The sequence below is a fragment of the Paenibacillus rhizoryzae genome (genome assembly GCF_059686995.1).
This window is the reverse complement of record NZ_JCAALT010000002.1, coordinates 207,022-224,358: the sequence shown is the minus strand read 5'-3', so window position 1 is coordinate 224,358 and position 17,337 is coordinate 207,022. Positions and strand designations below refer to the sequence as shown.

16 protein-coding genes are annotated in these 17,337 nt (G+C 50.8%); 9 read left to right on the top strand and 7 right to left on the bottom strand.

All coding sequences use genetic code 11. The annotated features are described in order from the left end of the window. Nucleotides 1-19 precede the first annotated feature (19 nt). Together rsgA and AC6ESO_RS06305 are read right to left on the bottom strand one after the other, a co-directional pair. Nucleotides 20-1,141, bottom strand: a complete 1,122-nt coding sequence (gene rsgA, locus AC6ESO_RS06310; RefSeq protein ID WP_497091059.1) for a ribosome small subunit-dependent GTPase A — start codon at nt 1,139-1,141, stop codon at nt 20-22. Nucleotides 1,142-1,547: 406 nt separating this feature from the next. Further along, nucleotides 1,548-1,694, bottom strand: a complete 147-nt coding sequence (locus tag AC6ESO_RS06305; RefSeq protein ID WP_090982007.1) for a YqzM family protein — start codon at nt 1,692-1,694, stop codon at nt 1,548-1,550. Between the two features lie 201 nt (nt 1,695-1,895). On the opposite strand from AC6ESO_RS06305, the gene uvrC reads away from it, so the two are divergent. After that, entirely contained in the window at nt 1,896-3,851 is a 1,956-nt protein-coding gene (uvrC, locus tag AC6ESO_RS06300) for an excinuclease ABC subunit UvrC (protein ID WP_497090649.1), read from the top strand. A 69-nt stretch (nt 3,852-3,920) separates the two neighbouring features. On the opposite strand, the gene AC6ESO_RS06295 is transcribed toward uvrC, so the two are convergent. Continuing rightward, nucleotides 3,921-5,534: a CPBP family intramembrane glutamic endopeptidase gene (locus AC6ESO_RS06295; RefSeq protein ID WP_497090648.1), complete on the bottom strand. Its 1,614-nt coding sequence runs from the start codon at nt 5,532-5,534 to the stop codon at nt 3,921-3,923. 202 nt (nt 5,535-5,736) lie between these two features. Here AC6ESO_RS06295 and AC6ESO_RS06290 point away from each other — a divergent pair, with 202 nt between their 5' ends. From AC6ESO_RS06290 to AC6ESO_RS06280, 3 genes are all read left to right on the top strand, one after another. Beyond that, entirely contained in the window at nt 5,737-7,098 is a 1,362-nt protein-coding gene (locus AC6ESO_RS06290) for a TrkH family potassium uptake protein (RefSeq protein WP_497090647.1), read from the top strand. A 15-nt stretch (nt 7,099-7,113) separates the two neighbouring features. Continuing rightward, nucleotides 7,114-7,776, top strand: coding sequence for a potassium channel family protein (locus AC6ESO_RS06285; RefSeq protein WP_497090646.1), 663 nt, complete (start codon nt 7,114-7,116; stop codon nt 7,774-7,776). 61 nt (nt 7,777-7,837) lie between these two features. After that, nucleotides 7,838-9,061: a cation:proton antiporter gene (locus AC6ESO_RS06280; RefSeq protein ID WP_497090645.1), complete on the top strand. Its 1,224-nt coding sequence runs from the start codon at nt 7,838-7,840 to the stop codon at nt 9,059-9,061. A 140-nt stretch (nt 9,062-9,201) separates the two neighbouring features. Here the strand turns inward: AC6ESO_RS06280 and AC6ESO_RS06275 are convergent, their stop codons facing one another. Next, nucleotides 9,202-10,095, bottom strand: coding sequence for a LysR family transcriptional regulator (locus AC6ESO_RS06275; protein WP_497090644.1), 894 nt, complete (start codon nt 10,093-10,095; stop codon nt 9,202-9,204). Between the two features lie 229 nt (nt 10,096-10,324). Here AC6ESO_RS06275 and AC6ESO_RS06270 point away from each other — a divergent pair, with 229 nt between their 5' ends. From AC6ESO_RS06270 to AC6ESO_RS06255, 4 genes are all read left to right on the top strand, one after another. Continuing rightward, nucleotides 10,325-10,996 (top strand): succinate dehydrogenase cytochrome b558 subunit, encoded by a 672-nt coding sequence (locus AC6ESO_RS06270; RefSeq protein WP_494818416.1) that lies wholly within the window; start codon nt 10,325-10,327, stop codon nt 10,994-10,996. A 26-nt stretch (nt 10,997-11,022) separates the two neighbouring features. Further along, the gene (sdhA, locus tag AC6ESO_RS06265) at nt 11,023-12,768 is read left to right on the top strand and encodes a succinate dehydrogenase flavoprotein subunit (RefSeq protein ID WP_494818417.1); all 1,746 of its coding nucleotides are present in this window, start codon (nt 11,023-11,025) and stop codon (nt 12,766-12,768) included. A gap of 14 nt (nt 12,769-12,782) precedes the next feature. Continuing rightward, on the top strand, nt 12,783-13,547 hold the full coding sequence (sdhB, locus tag AC6ESO_RS06260; protein ID WP_497090643.1) for a succinate dehydrogenase iron-sulfur subunit: 765 nt from the start codon (nt 12,783-12,785) through the stop codon (nt 13,545-13,547). Nucleotides 13,548-13,712: 165 nt separating this feature from the next. After that, on the top strand, nt 13,713-13,880 hold the full coding sequence (locus AC6ESO_RS06255) for a hypothetical protein (protein ID WP_497090642.1): 168 nt from the start codon (nt 13,713-13,715) through the stop codon (nt 13,878-13,880). A 202-nt stretch (nt 13,881-14,082) separates the two neighbouring features. On the opposite strand, the gene AC6ESO_RS06250 is transcribed toward AC6ESO_RS06255, so the two are convergent. Continuing rightward, nucleotides 14,083-14,391 (bottom strand): winged helix-turn-helix transcriptional regulator, encoded by a 309-nt coding sequence (locus AC6ESO_RS06250; RefSeq protein ID WP_091221031.1) that lies wholly within the window; start codon nt 14,389-14,391, stop codon nt 14,083-14,085. 226 nt (nt 14,392-14,617) lie between these two features. Between AC6ESO_RS06250 and AC6ESO_RS06245 the strand changes: the two genes are divergently transcribed. Further along, the gene (locus AC6ESO_RS06245; protein ID WP_497090641.1) at nt 14,618-15,457 is read left to right on the top strand and encodes a DUF695 domain-containing protein; all 840 of its coding nucleotides are present in this window, start codon (nt 14,618-14,620) and stop codon (nt 15,455-15,457) included. Nucleotides 15,458-15,472: 15 nt separating this feature from the next. On the opposite strand, the gene AC6ESO_RS06240 is transcribed toward AC6ESO_RS06245, so the two are convergent. Together AC6ESO_RS06240 and AC6ESO_RS06235 are read right to left on the bottom strand one after the other, a co-directional pair. Then, on the bottom strand, nt 15,473-16,381 hold the full coding sequence (locus AC6ESO_RS06240; RefSeq protein ID WP_497090640.1) for an EamA family transporter: 909 nt from the start codon (nt 16,379-16,381) through the stop codon (nt 15,473-15,475). Between the two features lie 144 nt (nt 16,382-16,525). Next, complete coding sequence (locus AC6ESO_RS06235; protein ID WP_497090639.1) at nt 16,526-17,335, bottom strand: histidinol-phosphatase; 810 nt, start codon at nt 17,333-17,335, stop codon at nt 16,526-16,528. Between the last annotated feature and the right edge of the window lie 2 nt (nt 17,336-17,337).

Genomic DNA, 17,337 nt, shown 5'->3' with positions numbered 1-17,337 from the left:
CAACGCTAGTCAATTTCAATCAGTCGATGTCCAGCTTGTGCTTGACGTAGCTTGTGCGCGCTTCGATCCGTTTATCGGCACTTTTCTTCTGCCGCTTGCTGACGGACTGCTCTTTGCGCGCTTGATGCGCCAGCTCGCGTCCGGTTTTCTTATAGCTCTCGTAGCGGCGCTCATCGAGCGTGCCGCTGCGCAGCGCTGCCTTCACGGCGCAGCCCTGCTCCGCCTGATGACGGCAATCGCGGAACCGGCAGGTCTCGGCGATCGCTTCAATATCGGAGAACGCTTCCTGCCGGCCGTCATCGGCTTCCCACAGCTGCAGCTCGCGCATCCCCGGCGTATCCATCATGATGACGCCGCCCGGAAGCGGGAACAGCTCGCGGTGCGTGGTCGTATGGCGGCCGCGCGCGTCATCCTCGCGGATGCCCTGCACGCGCTGCAGGTCGCCGCCGGCCAGCCAGTTCAGCAGCGTCGATTTGCCGACGCCGGATGAGCCGGTTACGGCAATGGTGCGGCCTAGGAGCATATAAGGCGAGAGAGAGTCGCGGCCTTCGTTCTCCAAGGCGCTAACCGCATGAACAGGGACACCGGGCGCTGCCGCTTCAACCTCGGCAACTCTGCGCTCGGTATCGGTGCAGAGATCGGCTTTCGTCAGGAGGACGACAGGCATTGCACCGCTTTCCCAAGCCGCGATGAGGTAGCGTTCGATTTTGCGGACATTGTAATCGCCATTGAGCGCATTAACGATGAAGAGAGTGTCAATATTCGTGCCGATGACCTGTTCTTCCGGCACGCTGCCGGCTGCTCTGCGGATCATTGCCGAGCGGCGAGGCAGGATGCTGTGAATGATGGCACGCTGCTCACCGGGCAGCGATTGTACCGCGACCCAGTCGCCGACGGCAGGGAATTCGCTGCGCGATGCAGCCTGGAACTGGAATTTGCCGCTGACCTCCGCGGCGTACTCGCCGGCGGCGGTCATGATGCGGTAACGATTCGTAAACTGGGCAACGACACGTGCCGGCTCTAGGCTGACACCTGTGCTGCCGGCGCCGGACACACGGGAAAATGCGTTCTCCCAGTATCCATTCCAGCCGTAGTCTTGCAGCCCGTTAGTGGTCGAGCTTACTTGCAAAGGATGGTTCATGTTCAAAATTGGTGTACCCCTTTTTAGTTGGATTGGTTGATTGGATAACAAAAAAGACCGCAGGAAATAAACTCCTGCGGTCTTCGCTTTTGATACGTTTGCACGTATCGAAACGGACACAAAAAAACCGCAAGAAACCGAATTTCGGCCTCTTGCGGCGGCGATGGGCGATTACAAATAAGCTAGGGCTGTATCCTTAGCTTACTGCGTAATTCCCGTACTTGATCCGTCTGAGACCGATGCATATGCAACTACCGCAACATCTTGAACGTTCATGACATTAGCTACCATTTGACATCAGCCTCCTTAGTTATCGTTAGTTGTCATTCTATGCGCATTGCAGCGCCTTGTCAACTCATTCCATTAAAATGGCCTTGCACCCGGAGTCCGAGGCAAGGCCACATTATTACGAAATGATGAATTTGATAATCACCGCAGCGGCGAAAATAACGAACAGCAGTCCAAAGAATCCGCCAAAGCCAAGTGCAACGTCGAATAGATCGTCGCGCGGTTCCTCGTTCAAATGCTCACGTGGGTCTCTTACATTTTCCATCGTTTTAACTTCCTCCTTAGACAACAACGATTGCTCCCCCTAGTATACCCAACTTCCAGAATAATTGTAAAGTCGGAGGTCGTGACAATTGTGAGGCAAATTTGTGCCGAATGCCGCTGACAAGTGCGCCGAGTTCTGCCGCAAAATAAGGCTGCATTGTGGTACAATAAACGGTAGCCATGTGCCGGGAGGAGGACGACAATGGAGGATCAACCGAGAAAGGAATCAGCTGCAGATCGGCGCCTTGCCGAGGAGCGAATACGCAGCAAGCTGGCTTTGCTGCCGGATCAGTCGGGCTGCTACTTGATGAAGGATGCCGAGGGCACCATCATTTATGTCGGCAAAGCAAAGGTGCTGAAGAACCGGGTACGTTCGTATTTTAACGGCAGTCATAACGGAAAGACATTGCGGCTTGTATCTTTGATCCGCGATTTCGAATACATTGTCACATCGAGCAATATGGAAGCGTTGATACTGGAGTGTAACTTGATTAAACAGTATCATCCCCGTTATAACGTCCTTTTAAAGGACGACAAGACCTTTCCGTATATCAAAATTACGAATGAAACGCATCCGAAGCTTGAGGTTACGCGCCGGATCGTGAAAGATAAAGGCAAATATTTCGGACCGTATCCGAATGCATTCGCGGCTACGCAAACGAAGAAGCTGCTAGACCGGTTATATCCGCTGCGCAAATGCGGCACACTGCCGGACAAGGTATGTTTGTACTATCATATCGGGCAATGCGTAGCGCCATGTGAATTCGACATTGCGCCTGGCACGTACGAGAACATGGTGCAAGAGATCACCCGTTTCTTGAACGGCGGCCATGATGAAGTGAAGAAGACGCTTCAGGCCAAAATGGAATCAGCGGCGGAGCTGATGGAATTCGAGCGCGCGAAGGAATACCGTGACCAGCTCATAGCCATTGATGCTGTCATGGAGAAGCAGAAAATTACGCTTAACGATGCGATGGACCGCGACGTCTTCGGTTATGCGATCGAGAAAGGCTGGATGTGCGTACAAATTATGTACATGCGGCAAGGGAAGCTTATTGAGCGTAGAGCGACGACGTTCCCGTATTATGGCGCGGCATACGATGATTTTATGACGTTCGTGACCCAGTATTATTCGGAAAATCCGGCGCTGCCAAAGGAGATTTTCTTGCCTTCGCCGCCGCAGGAAGCGGAGCTGGAGACGGCTGCGAGCGTACAGGAGACAGGTGTAGAGTACGTGGTGGACGCAGCGCCGGCTGAGCAGCATGCCGAAGGCGATGAGCAAGGGGAGCCGGAACCGGGTTCGGTGGAAGCCGAGCTGCGTAACTCCTTGCAGAAATGGCTGAAGGTGAAAGTGTTTATGCCGCTGCGCGGACGCAAACGCGATGTGGTGACAATGGCAGTGAACAATGCGAAGGTGACGCTGGATGAGAAATTCAAGCTGATCGAGCGGGATGAAGAGCGGACCTTCAAAGCATCGGAAGGGCTCGCGGAAGCGCTGGGTCTTCCTCAAGTTCGCCGCATCGAAGCATTCGATAATTCAAACATTCAAGGGACGGATCCCGTCTCGGCGATGGTCGTTTTCGTCGATGGGAAACCGGATAAGAAGGAATATCGCAAGTACAAGGTGAAGACGGTCGTCGGACCGGATGACTATGGCACGATGCGGGAAGTCATTCGTCGCCGCTACGAGCGTGTGCTGAAGGAAGAGCTTCAGCTGCCCGATCTGATCATTGTCGATGGCGGGCGGGGTCAGATCTCCGCAGCGCTCGATATTCTTGAGAACGAGCTCGGTTTAATGGTACCGGTGTGCGGCCTTGTGAAGGACACTAAGCACAAAACGGCGCAGCTAATGACTGGAGATCCGCCTGAAGTGGTGACTTTGCCGCGTGACAGCCAAGAATTCTACTTGCTGCAGCGCATTCAAGACGAGGTGCATCGATTTGCGATTACGTTCCACCGCGAGCTGCGGGGGAAATCGATGGTGGTGTCGAAGCTTGATTCGATACCGGGCATCGGGGAGAAACGCCGTAAGGCGCTTCTGAAGCACTTTGGCTCCATTAAGAAAATAAGAGAAGCCGCTATTGAAGATTTCCGACCTCTATCGATTGGCGAGAAGCTCGCATCACAAATTATTGAAGCGTTGAAGGAAGAACAATAGAAAGTAATCCTTCCATTAGCAAGTGAAAAAGGCCCTCCCGGAACTTTCATGCCGGGAGGGCCTTTGTATTTATGCGGTGTAGGGTTTCGGACGTTTTCTGTTATCCACATATCGCATGAGCCATGCAATTGGGATGGGAAGAACGATGTAGACGATGCCGGTCAGAATATGGCTGGCGGAGCCCATAAACATCAATGAGATGGCCATCATCACACTGTCGAAAATCGCATGTGCGAACAATACCGTAATAAAGCCGTATCGCAGGAACAGAAAGCTGAAGATAAGTCCGATGATCGTGAGCTCCAGCAGCCTTGTTGTAGATGGGAAGATCGGATACGTGACATGACCGAGCGCCCAGATGACCGTTGGAATGAGGGAAGCAACGAACGAATTTTTGAACCAACGCTTCATCAGACCGATGCCGAACAATCGGAACACCGCTTCCTCCGAGATCGCCGCACACCAAGCAAGAACAGGGAAAATCAATGGCGCCGCAAGATTATAAGGAGATTGAGTGACGTCGGTTGTAGACCATGAGCCGTTTACTTGCATGAGGATGATAAAGATAATCGTTTGTAAGCCAAGCAGCATAAAGGCGCACAAGTAGCCAAGCCACATGCTCCGCCATACATGCTCCCCATAGCCGGGTTGGCCGAAACGCGGCCATAAATTCCGGCCCATTCCTTTCCATAATCCATCTCCGCCAACCAGGGAGAAGTAGACGGCAAGTGCCATGATAACGGTAATCAAGCAAGTCACAATCACCGCAACATACGCGATCGTATCCGCATGGAGGACTTCGCCGTAGCCGGCCACAATGCCGTCTGTCATGTTGAAATCATTGGCCAAATACATAGCCAGGAAGATGACGGTGAGTACGATACCGCGCAAGAACGAAGTGTGTTTGCGATAGAGAGACGCATAAATGATGGCGAGTATAAACAAGACAAACGACAGGAACAAACTCCCGATCGATGACAAATAATTCGCGATGCGCTTCTGGCTGTTCACATAGCTGGTGTACTCGGAAGGGACAGTGAACTGCGGTTTATAAGAAGCAATAAGGAAGCTGCCATTCGCAAGCTTTTCCCCTCGAATACGAAGCAGCAGCGGTGCTTTGCCAACAGAGTTACGGGCTGCTTTATAGATGATTTGACCTTTATCCGAGTCCATTTTATGAAGGGAAAGGGATGATTTGGCAAAACCCTTGGAGGCTGCAAAAGCAAGCGCGGCATCTGAAAGCTCTTTGCCTTGGGCAGGCGTGGTATCCGATGCGTTCAGCCGATTCCACGCGACTATCGTCCCTTTTTGCATATGTACATAGACGAAAATCTCGCTCTTATCCGGCATTTCTGCCGTTACTTGAAACGTGTCCGTAGGGAAATCCGTATCATATTTCTTATTGTAGGTTTTCGTCAGCTTATTCTTCTCCAAATACCCGTAGAGAAGGCTGTCGGATTGATGCACGGCATGTACATTCGCAGGGTGAGCGTGGAACTGCTTCTGAATAAAGGAAGTGGCCGCTGCTTCTGCCTTGCTCTTGGGAATGACCGACTCGCTGCCCGAATCGAAGAACGTCTCAGCAGTGGAAGGAACGATCTGAATGAGTACATAAATGATGATACCAATGCCGGCTAGCCAGGAAAATAATTTCCAGTGGGGCTGGAGCTGCGTCGTATTCATTTGAACACCTCTGTCTCGAATAGTAGAACGATTGCGCGATATTCATTACCTTAACATAATTGAGACATTATTATCCATGAAACAAGAGCTGTCCTATTTGGAAATGAGAACCGGAACGGTTTATAATGTGAACCATTGACAGGCGTTGTATACGAAGGTTATCGTCTGCTTAAAGAAGCGCCAAAGAAGGGAAGCTATAGGAATGAAAGCATTGAAGCCATTTTTCCGTCTATCCAAATGGTCGCCTCCAAGAATTCTTGTGACTGGGTTTGCACTGATTATTTTGTGTGGCGGCGCACTTCTGTCCATGCCATTCGCTGCAAGGGATGGTTATGCTACTCCTATTATCGATGCGATGTTTACGGCGACGACGGCAACCTGCGTGACAGGACTAGTGACGGTCGATACTGGAAGCCACTACTCCGTGCCTGGTCAGCTTATTATAATGGCGCTGATTCAAATTGGCGGACTGGGATTCATGACGATGGCTACTTTATTCGCTCTTGCCTTACGCAAACGCATTTCGCTTAAGGAAAGGTTAATCCTCCAGGAAGCCTTAAACCAAAGCAATATGGAGGGTATCGTCCGATTAATTCGCAAAGTCATCATTTATTCCTTAACTATCGAGTCTGTTGCTGCAGTCCTGTTTGCCATCCGCTGGTCCTTTGACATGCCGGTTGGAAAAGCGGTATACTTCGGCATCTTTCATGCGGTTTCGTTCTTTAATAATGCAGGGATCGACTTGTTTGGCCAATTTGGGGTGCCTTATACGAGCTTAACGAGTTATGTGAGCGATCCGCTGGTGAATATCGTTACGATGCTGCTCATTATTACAGGCGGGATTGGATTCATCGTCATGTCCGATTTGCTTGAGTACCGCAAGAAAAAGCGACTGTCTCTGCATTCGAAGGTAGTCCTGAGCATGAGCGGATTCCTGATAGCGATCGGTACTCTCGTTATATTCATATTCGAGTTTTCCAATTCCAAGACGCTTGGCTCGCTTGATTGGGGAAGCAAAATTATGTCGGCATTCTTCCAATCTGTAACGCCGCGTACGGCCGGTGCCAATACGCTGGATTTGGCATCTCTCCGGCAAGCAACACAGTTCTTTATGATCATACTGATGTTCATCGGGGCTTCACCGGGCTCTACGGGCGGGGGGATCAAAACAACGACCTTCATGACACTGATCGGGGCCGTTATTGCAATGATCAGAGGTAAGGAAGATATCGTCCTATTCAATTACCGTCTTGCTCGGGAACGGATCTTCAAAGCATTAACGATTACTATGCTTTCGTTATCCCTCGTGATTTTCGTAACGATGGTACTTTCCACAACGGAGGACAAGGCCTTTCTGAAAATTCTCTACGAGACTACCTCTGCGTTTGGCACAGTCGGTCTTACACTCGGTATTACGCCGAATTTATCGCTAATCGGAAAGATCATCATTTGTTTCACTATGTTTGCAGGCAGGCTTGGGCCGCTTACATTGGCATATGCGTTAGGGCCGCGGACGGAGAAAGTGCTGTACAGACATCCGGAAGGGAAAATCACGATAGGATAGGGGATTCATACAACCATGAAAATCAATCAATTTGTAATTATCGGGCTAGGGAGATTTGGCTCGAGCTTGGCGCGTGAGTTAATCAAGTTGGGCTACGACGTACTCGGAATCGATAAGGATGAAGAAGTCGTGCAGGATCTGAGCCAGGTGCTTACGCATGCGGTTGTAGCGGAGTCAACCGATGAGGAAGTGCTCCGTTCGCTTGGTGTTCGAAACTTCGACTGCGGCGTCGTGGCAATTGGAGATGATATTCAAGCGAGCATTCTTTCGGCTATCCTACTGAAGGATCTAGGTGTGAAGAAAGTTGTGGCGAAAGCGATGACTGAGCTTCATGGGCGCGTATTGGAAAAAATCGGTGTCGATCGTGTCGTTTATCCGGAGCGAGACATGGGCATCCGCGTAGCGCATCAGCTGGTTTCTCCAAATTTGCTCGATTACATCGAGCTGTCGAAGGACTATACGATTGCTGAGTTGGCCGTGCCCAAATGCTTGAGCGGTGTATCGCTGCAAGATCTGAATCCGCGGGCTCGCTTTGGCTGTAGTATCGTAGCAATCAATAAGCCGAAGGGCATCATCATTGCGCCGACCGGAAACGATGTGCTGGCGGAGAAGGATGTTATGGTGATCATCGGAACGAATCAACAGATTGAGGAATTTGAAGATTCGGTCATTCGTTAGCTGCAAGCTTATCTCAGAGTTAGAAAGCGGTGACCGCAGTTCTATGGAGAACACCTCCGAATTGATACAGCATTTCTTGCTACTTATGCTGGTTATCGTAATTGTAGGCATGGTGGCTGGTACGATCGCCATGAAGCTTAGGCTTCCGGATGTGGCGCTATTCATTATTGCAGGGATGGTTATTGGGACGGGCCTGCACTGGATTAATGAGCCCAGCACCTCACTTACGAATCAATTGATCTTAGTTGGAGGCTCGTCCATAATTTTGTTTGACGGCGGCCGAAATATATCGTTACGCGGGCTTCGTAAAGTAGGCTGGACTGTTGGTCTGCTAAGCGTCACAGGGGTGATCATAACCGTTGCCATCGTAGGCGCGGCGATTCATTGGCTGTTCGGGATCGCTTGGCTTTTCTCTCTGCTTGCTGCCTCGGTCATAGCTTCGACTGATCCGGCCTCGATCATTCCGGTGTTTCGCCAAGTGCGCATCCGGGAGCGGGTTCGCGAAACCGTTGAAAGTGAATCTGCTTTCAACGATGCTACAGGCTCGATCATCATGTTTGCGCTGCTTGGTGCAGCTACAGGACAATCGGCTCTTAAGCCGGGGGTGATCGTCCTGGATTTCTTGAAAACGGCCCTCGGTGGAATTGCTATCGGTTTGGTCATAGGCTTTGTTATCGTATGCTTCGTTTCCCATGTAAGGCTTGGCGTGCTGCGAAATTATACGACGATTGCCATGCTCTGCACGGCCCTCGGTGCTTACTTAGTAGGGGAGCTGCTCCATGTGAGCGGATTTATGGCGACTTTCGTTGCAGGCCTGATTTGGGGAAATGCGGGCAGCTTCGGTCTCGCGATGACGGACAAGCAAGATGAGATGCATCATTTCTCGGAAAATATGACCGTCATGCTGCGCATGCTGATATTTGTGCTATTAGGCAGTCAAGTCAGTTTCGTGCTGCTTCGCGAGTATTGGTGGCAAAGCTTATTGACTGTACTGGTGCTAATGGTTATCGCGAGACCGGCAACCGTCCTCGCATCGGCATGGCCCGATCGTGCTTCTCGCTGGACTATGCGTGAGATGACCTTTATGATGTGGGTTCGCGAAACAGGCGTCATCCCTGCCGCGTTATCCGGTATGCTATCTGGAATGGGCGTCAAACATGCCGATGTGATCGCTTCCATCACATTTATGGCAATCATGCTTACCATATTGCTTCAAGCGAGTTCGACCGCTTGGATGGCAAGAAAGCTCGGCATGGTATTGGATACGGAAAATGGCAAACAATAAAGGACAAGGCCGGCTTCGGCTTCTGTCCTTTTTTGTTTGCTGTGCCGTTCCCGCCGGAGCATTGTATGCACTAAAAGTAATGAAACAGCAGATCTGCAGGCGCAGCGGGAAGAAAGGGATGAAGATGGAGAGGCGTGGGGTTACCCCCGCTTATAATGCGTAGCGATCTCGTCGATCCACAGCCGCACGGCCGGACTCAAGCTCTCCGACTGCGCATGTATCAGCGAAGTGGTACGCTTGGACTCGACCAATTCGCGGATTGGGATAACGGAGAGATCGTTATCCTGCAGCATCTCCGGCCGCAGATAGGATTTGGGCAGCAATGTAGCGGCTCGGCAGGTATGTAGCAGCCGAAGAATGGCCTCGAAGGAGTCGATCTCCATGCGTACATCAGGGAGCAGGCGGTATTTTTCGAACAGCTCATCGGTCAGAATCCGGTACCACGTGCCTTTGGAGAACAATATCATCGGCAGCGCGTTTAAATCGCTGATAACAGGCAAGCCTTTATCCATGACGAAGTGATTGCGCGGCAGCACGAGCACAAGGTGATCGTCGAACAGCGGCACGCATTTGAGCTGCGGATCATCGATTCGCGAAGCGACAATGCCAAGATCGGCTTTACGCTCGCGGACGAGGGTGACGATCTCATGCGTTTTGCCGGTGATGGCCTTGATGTCGAGCTCGGGACTGCGGAGGGTCAGCGCTTGAATGAGATCAGGCAATGTCGTCTGCAGCGTCGTAAGACTTGCGCCAATGGTTAAAGTCGAACGGCCGGCGCTCTTATAATCGGCGACTAGGCTGAGATACCGCAAATGCTGCTGCCTAGCCTCGATGGCATACTCGTACGTAAGCTGTCCGATTCGGGTCAGCTCAAGACGTTTGCCGATGCGGCGGAAGAGCAGGGCACCGAGATCTTGCTCAAGCTTGGCAATTTTGCGTGAGAGCGCAGGCTGGGATAAATTCAGTGCGGCAGAAGCTTTGTTCATACTGGACTGCTCCACGACAACGGCGAAAACATGTAGTTCATCTAACACAAGCCATCACCTCATGATTCTGAGTCTATATGCAAAAATGTTATAACAATTAATGAATAATAAGCAATATCATTATAAGCGGAAAAGGAGTATCATGTGTACTGTGCCACCATAATGTGTAAATCTATTATTTATTGACGCCCTCTGGGCCTAGCGTTACAATGGAGAATGGTTTTGGCGAATTATGGCGAATGCTACCCCACAGTTTGGAAAGGAGAACGTACAAGTTATGAAAGGAAATTCGTATTTATCGCGTAAGATCCACTCCTTACTCGGAGTAATTCCGCTCGGTCTGTTCATCATTGAGCACATGATTACGAACTATTCGGCCTATGAGGGTGGAGCACAGGGGTTTTCGGATAGCATCAAGTTTTTGAATGATCTTCCGCTCGTTTTCTTCCTGGAATTGTTCGGCATCTGGCTGCCGCTATTGTTCCACGGCGTGTATGGATTATATGTTGCTTATCAGTCGAACCTGAATACCGGTCAGTTCAAATATGGACGTAACTGGGCATTTGCGGCTCAGCGTATTACCGGTGTAATTACGTTTATTTTTATCTTCTGGCATCTTTACCAAACCCGTTTGCAAGTGATGCTCGGTGAAGTAAAGCATGAGGAGCTCGGCAGCTTAATGCACGATATTACAAGCAACGGCTTCTACTTCGTGCTTTATATCATTGGTGTTCTTGCCGCCACGTTCCACTTCAGCAACGGCATGTGGGCTTTCCTTGTAAGCTGGGGCATTACAGTCGGACCGCGCGCACAACGCATCTCCTCAATCCTTTGGATGGGCGTATTTGTCATCGTGGCGGTGTTGTTCCTATTGTCGCTTGGTGCATTCCGCGGCGATGAGTTTAAGGAAGCAGCCTCTGCTGCTCTGCAATTGACGAATCTCGTTTAAGTTTTGAGACAAGGAGCGATAATGTAATGGCTAAAAACAAAATTATTGTCGTTGGCGGCGGTCTAGCCGGTCTAATGGCTACTATAAAAGCGGCAGAAGCAGGCGTTCACGTCGATTTGTTCTCCGTTGTGCCGGTTAAACGGTCGCACTCCGTATGCGCACAGGGCGGCATTAACGGCGCGGTTAATACGAAGGGTGAAGGCGACTCCACTTGGGAGCATTTTGATGACACCGTTTATGGCGGGGACTTCCTTGCGAACCAACCTCCTGTAAAAGCAATGTGCGATGCAGCGCCCGGCATCATTCACTTGATGGACCGGATGGGCGTTATGTTCAACCGTACGCCGGAAGGTTTGCTTGATTTCCGTCGTTTCGGCGGTACGCAATATCACCGTACTGCTTTCGCGGGTGCTACGACAGGCCAACAATTGCTATACGCACTGGATGAGCAAGTTCGCCGCTGGGAAACAGCCGGACTCGTAACGAAGTACGAGCACTGGGAATTCCTCGGTTCTATTCTGGATGACGAAGGCGCTTGCCGCGGTGTAACCGCTCAAGATCTTCGCTCCATGGAAGTACATACCTTCGCTGCGGATGCTGTTATTTTGGCGACAGGCGGCCCTGGTATTATTTTCGGCAAAACAACGAACTCCGTCATTAACACAGGTACAGCCGCGAGTGCGGTATACCAACAAGGCGTTCATTATGCGAACGGTGAGTTCATTCAAATTCACCCAACGGCGATCCCGGGCGATGACAAGCTTCGTCTGATGTCGGAATCGGCGCGCGGCGAAGGCGGACGTATTTGGACGTATAAAGACGGCAAGCCTTGGTACTTCCTAGAGGAGAAATATCCGGCATACGGAAACCTAGTTCCGCGTGATATCGCGACTCGCGAAATCTTCGACGTATGCGTAGAGCAGAAGCTTGGCATCAACGGCGAGAACATGGTTTACCTTGATTTGTCCCATAAAGATCCGAAGGTACTGGATGTTAAGCTTGGCGGTATCATTGAGATTTATGAGAAGTTCATGGGGGATGACCCGCGTAAAATTCCGATGAAAATCTTCCCTGCGGTTCACTATTCCATGGGCGGCATGTGGGTTGACTACAATCAAATGACGAACATTCCCGGCTTGTTCGCTTGCGGCGAATGTGAATATCAATATCATGGTGCGAACCGTCTCGGTGCGAACTCGCTGCTCTCCGCCATCTATGGCGGCATGATTACGGGACCTAAAGCGGTTGAATACATCAAAGGCCTTAAGAAATCGGCTGAGGATATTTCTTCCTCCGTTTATGACCGTGCGAAGAAACAGCAAACCGACAAGTTTGAAAGCATCTTGAACATGAACGGTACCGAGAACGCGTATGTCCTGCACAAAGAACTCGGCGAGTGGATGACGAACAACATGACCGTTGTACGTTTCAATAAGAAACTTGAAGAGACGATCGCGAAAATCAAAGAGCTGAAGCAGCGTTATCAGAATATCAATATCAACGATTCTGCGCGCTGGAATAACGCGAGCGTAGCGTTCACGCGTCAGCTGTGGAACATGATGGAACTTTCCGAAGCGATGACACTTGGCGCTCTTATGCGTAACGAGAGCCGCGGTGCTCACTACAAACCGGAATTCCCGGATCGTAACGATGATGACTTCTTGAAAACAACAAAAGCGACTTGGACGCCGGAAGGCCCGCAAATTTCGTACGAAGAAGTCGATGTCTCTCTCATTAAACCGCGTAAACGCGACTACTCGAAGGAAAAATAGAAAGGAGAATAACGATGGCGGAAACTTCAGTTGCATCAAAAACAGTCAAGCTGATCATTACGCGTCAAGACGCTCCGAACTCTCAGCCTTACACGGAAGAGTTTGAAATTCCATATCGCCCGAATATGAACGTAATCGGCTGCCTCATGGAAATCCAGCGTAACCCTAAGAAACAAGACGGACATGGAACAGCGCCGGTATGCTGGGAATCGAACTGTCTGGAAGAGGTTTGCGGCGCATGCTCCATGGTCATCAACGGCAAGCCTCGTCAAGCCTGCAGCGCGCTGATCGACAAATTGGAACAACCGATTCGTTTGCAGCCGATGAGCACGTTCCCGGTTGTGCGTGACTTGGTCATTAACCGTGAGCGGATGTTCAATGCGCTTAAGAAGGTAAAAGCTTGGATTCCGATCGATGGTACGTATGATCTAGGTCCCGGACCGCGTATGGCGGAAACGAAACGCCAATGGGCGTATGAATTGTCCAAATGTATGACCTGTGGGGTCTGCTTGGAATCCTGCCCGAACGTCAACGACCGCAACAGCTTCATCGGACCAGCGGCCATTTCGCAGGTTCGTCTGTTCAATGCCCACCCAACTGGCGAGATGAACCAAGAAGAACGTCTGGAAGCGCTGATGGAAGATGGCGGTATCGAAGGCTGCGGTAACTCGCAGAACTGCGTACGCTCTTGTCCGAAAGGCATTCCGCTGACGACTTCGATTGCAGCGATTAATAAAGATACGACTAAGCATTTGTTTAAAAAATGGTTGGGGATGTAGGGTAAAACAGGGCTCCCGTGGTGGGGCACTTCGCACAGCTATTCCGATTTGCGCTCCCGTGGTGCTCCGCACCAATGTCGCGCAAATTCGGAATAGCTGTTGCTGCGTTTCCGCACCAAAGTCGCTCCAGTTTATCCCTGCTTGGGGCAGGGGGAAATGCGTTTCGTGGCTGCTCCTCTGCTTAGCGAGGGACACGGTATGCAGGCGGCACGCTTCGGCGCTCCCGTGGTGCTTCGCATCAAAGTCGCTCCAAATCGTACCGCCTGCGGCGTCCGTTCCCGGTGCTGCTCCAGAGTCGCGCAAACCAAAGACACTCGCTCCGGAGTCGCGTGAGACCAATGACAAGCGCTCCTAAGTCGCGCCACAGACCAAAGACCGGCTCCAGAGTCGCTTGAAACAGTCGCACATGAAAAAGGCGTATCCAATTTCCGTTGGATACGCCTTTTTGTTAAGAAATGCGCTATTTTGGCGAAAGGTGCAACATTATCGGATGTTTTCCCGTAAGTAAAAAAGCTGCCGTAAGCTACGGCAGCCTTTAACACCAATTCTCGCCCCAATCTTGTATCGATTGGATAACGGGTTCTAGTCCCCGTCCCTTTGCGGTTAATTCATATTCAATTCGAACCGGCATTTCCGGATAGACGTTACGTTTAATGATATCGAATTGTTCGAGCTCTTTCATCCGGTCGGTCAGCATTTTATCGCTCATCTCCGGGATTTGCTCTTTCATTTCCTTAAACCGTTTCGGCCCGCCGAGCAGAACGCGAACGATCATGCCAGTCCATTTCTTCCCGAGCAACTCAGTTGCGCACTCATACTTTGGGCACATCTTGGAATAATCCACGTTATCACCCCGCTTTCAATGTTTCTATTGTAGCACATGACGTTTTCAAAAGGGAGGGCTATTCGTCAATACAAGACAAATGCTTTTCATTCATTATATACTATACTTAAGTTAGTTGCATCCACCTGGGGTATTTTTCCAAATTGCTTATTAACTTTGCATGCACTGCCGAAATAATTCTAAGATACTGTAGTAATGCTATTATACCACGATATTGAGGTGCCGGATGTCGGACAACTGGGGATTTTATGAACGCCGGACGGAATCGGAGCAGCTGCGCGTGTTGATTAATGTCGGATATCGAAACTCCGCTCCGATCATACCGTATACGGATTTGCTCTCGATTACGATTAACTTATATCCGGTTCGCGCGCATAATCGCTCGAATCGGGATTTTGTCAAACAATTGGAGCAGTTGGAATCCAAACTTGAACATTGGCTGAACCGTACTGCGGGAGCCATCTATATTGGGCGAATCAATGCAGCTACGCGGCTTGAGTTTTATTATTACACGAAAGGGGAGAGCCCTAATCTTCCCGAAATCCACGCTTGGCTGGATGAGAACTGGCCTTTCCGAGCACAGGTCTATCGCAAAACAGATCCGCAGTGGGAGTTTTACACGTTCATGCTGCCGGATGCGCTTGAGGAGCTGTTTGTGCACAATGCACAGATGATCTATGCGCTTATCCATAAAGGGGACAATATTGGGCAGCCCAGAAACGTCTATCACTGGCTGTTGTTTCGTGAGGACGATGACCGCCGCGAAATTGAGTCGATGTTGACAGGGCTTGGCTATGTAATCGAGAAGGAGAAGGAAGGGAACCCTGAGCAGGGCTACCCCTATCCACTCGTGATAAGCCGGTTCGAGGATGTTCGGCTCGATACGGTTAATGAGCGCGTACGTGAGCTTCATTCGCTGCTGGCAGGCAGTGGGGGACGATATGATGGTTGGGGCTCGGTGATGAAGCTGTCCGCAGCAGGGCGGTTCCGCCGATATATACGCCGGAACCTTAGTAACTTCGAATCTACGCTGCGCAAAGTGTTTCTGAGACGTAACTCCGAATGATGAATGAGTAATCCGTTATAGGCGAATTAGGACAAGACCGGCAATGGTCAGCACGAAAGCCGTCCATTGATAAACGTTCAGTCGCTCGCGGTACAAAATGATGGCGCCTGCAGCAACGACCAAACTGTTGGCGGCAAAAATGGGACCGGCTATGTTGGCACGACCCGTTTCGAGCGCCACAGCGTAAAGCTGAAGTCCGCCGTAGGAGAAAAGGCCGGCGACTAGCCCCCATTTCATCCCAATTGAAGGAGCGCGAAGCGATTTCTGCATGATGCTTGAAACTTCATCGGAACGAAAGCTGCCGAGTGAAGTTCTGCGGTTTCGCTCTTGGCGGGCGACCCCGGCAAACCAAACAATAGATAAGCTGTAAGCGACGAATAAGATCGGCGCGCTGGCTAGTCCAAGGTCACCTGTGACCTTCAGACCCCCATTGCGAATCGCGAAGAGCAGAATGCTGATGCCAACGTAGAAATACCATCGCGGCGCTATACGGAAGGCCTTTTCCTTGCCTCGCATAGAGACAAGCAGAACGGCTAACAGAAGCAATAGGACGCCGCCAAGCTCCGTTTTCGAGAGCTGTTCGTTGTAGCCAAAGGTGCCAAGTGCGATAACAAGAATGATATTCATGTTCGTAAGCGGTGATGTCAGACTGGCAGGGCCCCATTCCAGCGCTTTCATGAAGAGCGCGTTTCCGAGGGCGGACCCTGCACCGATGAGCAAGCCGGCGAGCCAAACCCGCGGATCGGCCAGCGATGGCAGCAGCGTGTGCTCCAACGCGGCGTGAATGCCAAATCCGCAGGTCCCGGAAATATAAAGACCCAGAAGCAGGTAAGCGGAGGAACCGCTCTGCATCTGGGACACCTTCATCCACCAGCCAGCCAACCCGAACAGTACCGCACTGCCGACGGCTGCTGCAAACCACATTGTCAATTCCACCTTTAATAAATGTTACACAAATGAAATGGTTCTGTTATGGTTCCTTCATATTCGAGGGGTATTATAGTAACCAAGACCCCCTTTTGATTATATATGACTTCGGACCTGCCGCGTGCAGGTCCACTTTTTTATCTATAGGGCTACACGAACCGGCTTCTTGTTTTTGTAATAAAACCATTCCGTAAACCCGATTTCCTTCAGACGCTTCGCAACAAGCTCCCAATCTTCACCGACACGGCTCGGCTTATGGGCATCAGACCCGAACGAAACCGTCACGCCAAAGTGCAGTGCACGCTCCAATATCGCATCGGAAGGATACCAGCCGCCCGCATCTTTGGTTTTGCCGGAGGTGTTAATTTCGATGGAAACGCTGCTCTCCCCAATGGCTTTCAGGCAATCATCGATCGCTTCGTCTGCGGCAAGTGCGGAGAAAGCAGGGTAATAGCCTTTCATCGCGTCGATATGACCGAGAATTTGGAACATGCCGCTTCGTGCCGATTGGCCGATAAGCTCGTAATAATGGCGTTTTTCATCGATTTGCTGTGCTTCTGAGAGGTTCTTCCAACGATTGCGATTGAAGATGCTGACACCGCGCGACTGATGGACGGAACCGATAATATAGTCAAAAGGATAACCGGCATACACATCCCGATAAACCTGAGCGTGCTGAGGGAAGAAGTCGGACTCCACGCCGAGCAGCACGTCGATGGTGCCCTCATACTTAGCTTTGAGCTTCAGCACTTCCTCGACATAACGGGCAAATTCGCTTTTTCCCATTGCAATGCCTGGATTCGGTTGTTCCTGATCGCTTGCGAAATAAGGGGAATGATCGGAAATTCCGATGACGGATAGACCTGCCTTAATCCCTGCCTTAATATAGTCCTCGATATTATCGTCTGCATGTCCGCACCGGAAGTGATGCGTATGTAAGTCGAATTTCAAAC

Bases quoted from the DNA above. Each gene is read 5' to 3' on its own strand.
- AC6ESO_RS06305 (WP_090982007.1), bottom strand. From the start codon at position 1,694: ATGGAAAATGTAAGAGACCCACGTGAGCATTTGAACGAGGAACCGCGC.
- AC6ESO_RS06270 (WP_494818416.1), top strand. From the start codon at position 10,325: ATGAAAGGAAATTCGTATTTATCGCGTAAGATCCACTCCTTACTCGGA.
- AC6ESO_RS06240 (WP_497090640.1), bottom strand. From the start codon at position 16,381: ATGTGGTTTGCAGCAGCCGTCGGCAGTGCGGTACTGTTCGGGTTGGCT.
- AC6ESO_RS06285 (WP_497090646.1), top strand. From the start codon at position 7,114: ATGAAAATCAATCAATTTGTAATTATCGGGCTAGGGAGATTTGGCTCG.
- AC6ESO_RS06290 (WP_497090647.1), top strand. From the start codon at position 5,737: ATGAAAGCATTGAAGCCATTTTTCCGTCTATCCAAATGGTCGCCTCCA.
- uvrC (WP_497090649.1), top strand. From the start codon at position 1,896: ATGGAGGATCAACCGAGAAAGGAATCAGCTGCAGATCGGCGCCTTGCC.
- rsgA (WP_497091059.1), bottom strand. From the start codon at position 1,141: ATGAACCATCCTTTGCAAGTAAGCTCGACCACTAACGGGCTGCAAGAC.
- sdhB (WP_497090643.1), top strand. From the start codon at position 12,783: ATGGCGGAAACTTCAGTTGCATCAAAAACAGTCAAGCTGATCATTACG.
- sdhA (WP_494818417.1), top strand. From the start codon at position 11,023: ATGGCTAAAAACAAAATTATTGTCGTTGGCGGCGGTCTAGCCGGTCTA.
- AC6ESO_RS06295 (WP_497090648.1), bottom strand. From the start codon at position 5,534: ATGAATACGACGCAGCTCCAGCCCCACTGGAAATTATTTTCCTGGCTA.
- AC6ESO_RS06245 (WP_497090641.1), top strand. From the start codon at position 14,618: ATGTCGGACAACTGGGGATTTTATGAACGCCGGACGGAATCGGAGCAG.